Origin of the sequence: Gluconobacter sp. (genome assembly GCF_047722525.1) — a bacterium.
Lineage (GTDB): Bacteria > Pseudomonadota > Alphaproteobacteria > Acetobacterales > Acetobacteraceae > Gluconobacter.
Map to the genome: position 1 here is coordinate 1 of NZ_JBDNYY010000051.1, position 5,960 is coordinate 5,960.

Annotated in this window: 4 protein-coding genes and 1 pseudogene; 1 reads left to right on the plus strand and 4 read right to left on the minus strand. The window is 55.6% G+C overall.

The annotated features are described in order from the left end of the window. The 4 genes from ABF859_RS15260 to ABF859_RS15275 form a co-directional block, all read right to left on the minus strand. Nucleotides 1–575 (minus strand): M20/M25/M40 family metallo-hydrolase (locus ABF859_RS15260; RefSeq protein WP_415528486.1); only part of this gene is annotated, 575 nt, incomplete at its 3' end. Nucleotides 576–746: 171 nt separating this feature from the next. Then, on the minus strand, nt 747–1,289 hold the full coding sequence (locus tag ABF859_RS15265) for a RidA family protein (RefSeq protein ID WP_415528487.1): 543 nt from the start codon (nt 1,287–1,289) through the stop codon (nt 747–749). Then, the gene (locus ABF859_RS15270) at nt 1,264–2,667 is read right to left on the minus strand and encodes a purine-cytosine permease family protein (RefSeq protein WP_415528484.1); all 1,404 of its coding nucleotides are present in this window, start codon (nt 2,665–2,667) and stop codon (nt 1,264–1,266) included. Before ABF859_RS15270 ends, ABF859_RS15265 begins: the two co-directional genes overlap by 26 nt. Beyond that, a complete protein-coding gene (locus tag ABF859_RS15275) occupies nt 2,667–5,192 on the minus strand; it encodes a TonB-dependent receptor (protein ID WP_415528485.1) in 2,526 nt (841 codons plus the stop codon). Before ABF859_RS15275 ends, ABF859_RS15270 begins: the two co-directional genes overlap by 1 nt. A 431-nt stretch (nt 5,193–5,623) precedes the next feature. On the opposite strand from ABF859_RS15275, the pseudogene ABF859_RS15280 reads away from it, so the two are divergent. Then, a pseudogene (locus ABF859_RS15280) lies at nt 5,624–5,960 on the plus strand (histidinol-phosphate aminotransferase); the annotation flags it as partial.

Consider the following 5,960-nt stretch of genomic DNA (forward strand, 5'->3'; position numbering starts at 1 on the left):
GGCTTGCCCGTCTTCTCATCGAGCGTCCCGTTCGCGCCGTCCATGTTCAGCACCAGTTCGGCATTGGAGAGCTTGTCTGCAATGATGGCACCCGTCGCCATCGTGGTCTCTTCATCCCCCGAAAACTCAATGATGATATCCCGCCGCGGCCTGTAACCTTCGCGTTTAAGCTCCAGAAGTGCCGCAATCGCCAGCGTGTCATCCAGTTTCATGTCCGTGGAGCCGCGCCCCAGAAGATAGCCGTTCTCGATCTGGGGCTTGAACGGATCATGCGTCCAGTCCGAAGCCTTGGCTTCCACAACGTCCATATGCCCAGAAATCACCAGTGGCTTGAGGGACGGATCCTGTCCCGGCCAACGGGCGATCAGATAGGCCGTGTCCTTGTAGGGTGTGATCGTAATATCGGATGGGGCAAAGCCGCCCTTGACCAGCGCATCGCGAAACAGCGCCGCCACCTCCGGCGTCTGGTTTCCCGGCCCCGCGACCGAGCGCAGCGCAATGGATTTTTCAGCCAGATCCAGAGCCTGTTCAGCCGCAGCATGATGATCTGCCGGAGCACTAAGCGCCTCGGCCATCGTCAGATCACCAGCCAGCAGCAGAAAGCCACCTTTCAGTAGTGTCTTGCCCATCCGCTTCCGAGAAAGCCGCGTCCGCTTGAATACGTTCATGCCTTACCCCTTTTGATTGCCTGAAATGCAGAGCCGAAACCACGATCAGACGCCGTCCCGATCATCCCGGCAGAGACCTCATTTCGCAGGAAAACGTTTTTTATTCACATCGTTCTTCGATGCCACCACATCGATTTCGACCAGCCAATGTGGATTGGTCAGATGCGGAACCTCGATGACAGTTCGTGCCGGAAAGCCGCTTCTGAATCTGGCCCGATAGGCCTGCATCATGCCGTCAAAATCCATGTGTCCCAGCCGTGGATCGGCCACCAGATAGACATGCATCTGCACAACATCCTGAAGCGTCATCCCGAAATGCCCGAGTGCCGCCGAAATCTGGTCCAGAGCACTCTGCGTCTGCTCTGCGGTTGTCATGCCGACTGCCCTGTCCGGCGCAGGCCCCAGACCGGAGACATAGACCGTCTCTGCCCCGGCCGGAACCTGAACAGCAGCCGATATCGGAAAATCATCCTTCGGATCGGAATAGCGCTCCACTCCCTGCGCAGACGCATTCTGCACACCCGCAGCCATACTGAAAACCAGAAAACTGCCCAGACAGAGCTGGCGATACCCCCTCTGCACGCACCGCCGCATATCAGCAGGAAGAAGGACGGGAGACATCACCTGCACTGCTCCTTTGGGATACGGCCGCATAGAACAGGCTGGTCACAACCAGACTGACCAGCCAGGAAACATCCACCTTGTGAAGGTAAGGGACAAAAAATCCCGTAAAAAACTCATTTTTCAGAAAAGGGATTTCGACAAGGACCCCCAGAACATAACTTCCGACAGCAGCCCAGTTGACGTAGCCGTATATGCCGCCGTCCTTTCGGAAGAACGAATCAACATCATAATCGCCATGACGCAGGACGTAGTAATCGTACAGATTAATCGCGGTCCACGGCACCATGACAGCCATCAGGATATCCAGAAAAGCCGCATAGGACTTCATGAAGGTATCCGCCATTCCCAGCGCAAAGAACAGCGACAGCCCCAGCAGCGCACATGTCAGAACCACGCGGCTTCTCAACCCTGCGCGCCAAGTTGGCAGAAAGGTCTGGATGATCGTGATGCTCGACAGCGCCCCGCAATAGACACTCATGGCATTGGCCAGAGCGATCGACAGGGACAGGACAACAAGAACCGGCGCTCCCCATACCCCCGTCAGATGCCCAAGTGACTGCACCACGCTTTCCCCGGGCCACTGCAGAACCAGAAAAGACCCCAGGATCATCGGCAGGATCGTCCCAAGGACCGTCCCCCCATAACTTGCCCAGAACGTGTTCCTGACGGACAGACTATCCTCGGGCAGATATCGCGATGAGTCGGAAACATAAGGCGCATAGGCAATCTGCCAGAGCGCCGCGATCGAAAACATGCCGCAGAAACCAGCGATCGAGCCATGTAGTTCCGTCAGAAGCGTAACCGGCATATGCCAGAACCCGACCACCAGACAGTACATGACCGCAATCCCGGACAGCCATGTCACGGCCTTCGAGCAGGCATGAATGGCACCGTATCCCAAAATACACGGCACGAGACTGATGAAGGCCAGCAGAAGAACCGCCGGAACGCGTCCCAGCAGCGGCAGAGCATCGTCAAGCGCCTCTCCCCCCACCACACAGTTAGAAGCCGCAAAACCGATATACATCAGCACGACCAGAACAATGATCGGAACCGCCCCCCAGACACCGAACTGTCCCCGGCTCTGTACCATCTGCGGCACACCCAGCACCGGACCCTGCGCGGCATGGAGCGCCATGAAAACCGCCCCAACCAAGTTACCCGCAATCACGGCCACGATCGCCCAGATCAGGGACAGATCGAAAATCTTTGGCCCCAGCGCTCCGGTCACAATGGTCAGGAGTGTCATGTTCGTACTGAACCAGACCGTAAACAGGTCGCGGACACGTCCATGCCGGTGTTCCGCGGGGATCCGGTAGATCGTATGAACCTCGACAGACGGCTGGAACTCAGCCCCGCGCACCTGGTCCGTCATCAGAATTCTGCCTTGAGCGTGCCATAGTACTGACGCGGAGCTCCCACGAGGAAGGACTGGTAATCGCCAGACATCGGGATACCCGTCTCACCCATCGTGGAAATATACTTCGTGTTTGTCAGATTGTAGACGTTGAACTCGAAGGTCAGGTTCTGCACAAAATTCAGGTTCTTGGAATATTTCCCAAGGCTGCCAAAGCGATACCGTGCTCCCAGCGTCTCGATCCAGTAGGAAGGAATTTTCATGTCCCCGGTATAGCTGTAATTACGCGTACCCAGGAACTGGGTATCAAGATGCGCCGAGAAGTTCCGCCATTCATAAGCCAGACTGGCCTTGTACATGAAGCGCGGATAGGCAACGATCTGCTGTCCCTTGATGTGATAGGTCGTTCCCGCTTCAGTGACGTTATTGTCATAGGTCGCGTGATTATAGCTGATGCTGTTATACAGCGAGAGACCCTTGACGGGCATCAGCGTCAAGCCGCCATCTACACCGTTCATGGTCACACCGCCCACATTCGCAACCGTGGAAACCGGGTTGACGATCGAACCCGACGTCACCTGCTGCAAGCGGTTGTGGAAATTTGTCCTGTAAGCATGCACGGAAGCCAGCGCATATTTGTGGGTAAAACGATACCCGACCGCAAAGTTCCAGTCCGTTTCGGGCTTCAGGCCACCATTCTGCAACAACTGGTTATACGCGGACTGCGAGACGGAAAATGGCGAAGCCCCTTCCTTGAAAGCCTGGACAGGATAGGACTTCACGTTCTCCGCAATATCGAAATAGAGCTCGTGATGCTTCAGGAAATGCCAGTCTCCACTGAAGTGTGGCAGGAACGCCTTGGCCGTCGTGATGCTGCCTCCAGCGATCTGGCCGACGCCGGTGTAACTCTCATCATTGGCGTACTGTCCGCCACGCACCGTCTGCAGAAGCGATTTGAACCCGAAATGCAGGGAAAGATTGGGAAGAACGTGATATGTATCCTGAACGAACGCCGTAAAACTGTTTGAATTGAGATTCTGCCCCCACAGCGTGCCGTAGGGATCCGGAAGTTCCCCGACCGAGTTCACAGGCTTCGCACGTCCGGCTTCCACATCCGAAAGCAATGGCTCTTCATAGCCGAAACGCCCGACATCGGTGTGGAAGTTTTCGTACCAGACGCCGCCACTGATATCGTTATGCGCAATCTCGTAATGCAGGGCTGATGTAAAACCGAAACGCTGGGAATGCGTCACGGTCGCCTGATCAATCAGCGGCGCACCATTGGGAGAGGACACATACGGGTTCGCCCAGGTTCCGCGCAGGTACTGGCCATGTCCGTACACCACGCTTTCCCACCGCAAACGATCCGTCAGGGCCAGATTGGCTTTCAGCCCACCCAGATAGTCACGCTCGACCAGTGCACCATCGTAATAGGATGCGTCCCATGGATCGGACATCTTGGAATACCCCGGCGGCAATGCGCCCCCCGGCAACCCGTTCGCCGAAAGCGCGGACAGATAGGCTTTCCTGTAAGCGTTAGGTGTTCCGTAGAAATTGTCGATTCCGTATCCACCGTTCTTGAGCATGTCGAAAGACATGTCCTGATACAGATAGCTCTGCGTCAGGTTGTAATCGAAGAAAGAGGAAATACTGCTCCGCTCACCAATTGGCTGGACGAATTTCGCATTGACCTGCTGACCAAACTGGTCGCCACCACCTTTCCACTTGTCCTGCGAATTGCGCATGTAGGACACGTAAAACCGCGTGCCGCTCTTGTTCAGATCACCGCTGTCCATTCGCAGGAACGTATGAAATCCGCTGTTTGAGCCAAATGTCTGTGATGCCAGACCCCCCGCCTTGTGCTTGGGATCGGAGGAAACATATTCAACAGCACCACCCAGATTACTGGTACTGGCAACGGATTCCGCTCCGGCCCCCATCGAAACATCCATGCGCCCCACGTTCTCGGCCGAAATCGCATTGACGGAGTTCAGACCATTGAATGTATGGAACTCCTGATCTCCCAGCGGGATTCCATCAAGCGTCATGCCGATCTGGTTCTGCAGAAAGCCATGCATGTAGAACTGGGTGGACCAGGTATCCATGCCCTGCGGATCATCCGACTGGAACATCACACCCGGCTGACGCGCCAGCACCTTGAGAGGGTTGGTACCCGGCACAGCATCTGCCAGCGCTTCCGACGACACGGTCGTAACGGCGCCGCGGGGAACGTGACGGGCCGTCACATGCAGGCTCTCGCTTTCCAGCGCTTCCTGCGCTGTCACCCGAGGGGTTCGTGCACCCTTCGAGCGGGCAGGAACTGTAGGGGATGTCTTGCCTGCATTATGATGGACGATGGGGCGGGTCTGCTTCTTGGGATCGGCGGCCTGGGCTGAACAGCAGGAGAATGCAGTCGTTGCGAGCACCCAGACCAGAAAGGAAGATGCTCCCTTCCGTTTCTGATCCGGATGGGATCTGCTTCCTGAGACGGAAAAACAACAGGCATCCTGATCCGCTGATGGAATGTTATTTTTCGACATCATATTCCCGTACTTTCCCAAAGCAGTCGTTGAGGAGACACCATCAGTCGCTGACAGGCTACAGAGAGAACTGAGAGGCATATCGCCTTTCCGGATTAGACCATGTCATTCCGAAAAAGGGTTGTCTATGTCTATTCTGATATCGAACTGGTTTTTTAGTATCCATGACGTGACAGACGCTGTTCCGGCAGGCCTGACCTCTCTTGCCAATTCTCCGTTAAATCGCTTTGAATCAATACGTTAATTCCTTTCCTCTTTCTCTGAACCACCCCCACGCCGCCAGCCTGAAAAAGCTATACAAAAGATTGAAAAAACACGCCCAAAATCCTTTCAGGCTCTGGATATCCCAGAGAATCTATGGTTGTATTTACAAGTTGGATAATACTCCCTTCACAGAGCCATCAGCCTCTTTCTTCCCTTCGTGGAGCTATCGCATGACTGCCGCTTCTGACTGCCAGACATCTCCCATCTCCCTGGCCCGGACGGAAGTCCGTCAGCTACCGGTCTATAATGCAGGCCTGTCGGAAGAGGCCGTGCGGGCAAAATACGGGATCCCCCGGATCACCAAACTGGGAAGCAACGAAAACCCTTATGGGCCCTCTCCCGCTGCCCTGGACCACTGGGCCGAGATCGCATCCAGCCTGTTCCGCTATCCGGATGCATCCGCGGAGGAACTTCGGGAAGAACTGTCTCGTCAAACTGGAATCGACACGGATCGGATTGTTATCGGAAACGGCTCCGAACAGATCATCCGCATGATCTGTGAAGCCT

Coding starts and splice junctions, on each gene's coding strand:
- ABF859_RS15275 (WP_415528485.1), bottom strand. CDS start 5,192: ATGATGTCGAAAAATAACATTCCATCAGCGGATCAGGATGCCTGTTGT.
- ABF859_RS15265 (WP_415528487.1), bottom strand. CDS start 1,289: ATGTCTCCCGTCCTTCTTCCTGCTGATATGCGGCGGTGCGTGCAGAGG.
- ABF859_RS15270 (WP_415528484.1), bottom strand. CDS start 2,667: ATGACGGACCAGGTGCGCGGGGCTGAGTTCCAGCCGTCTGTCGAGGTT.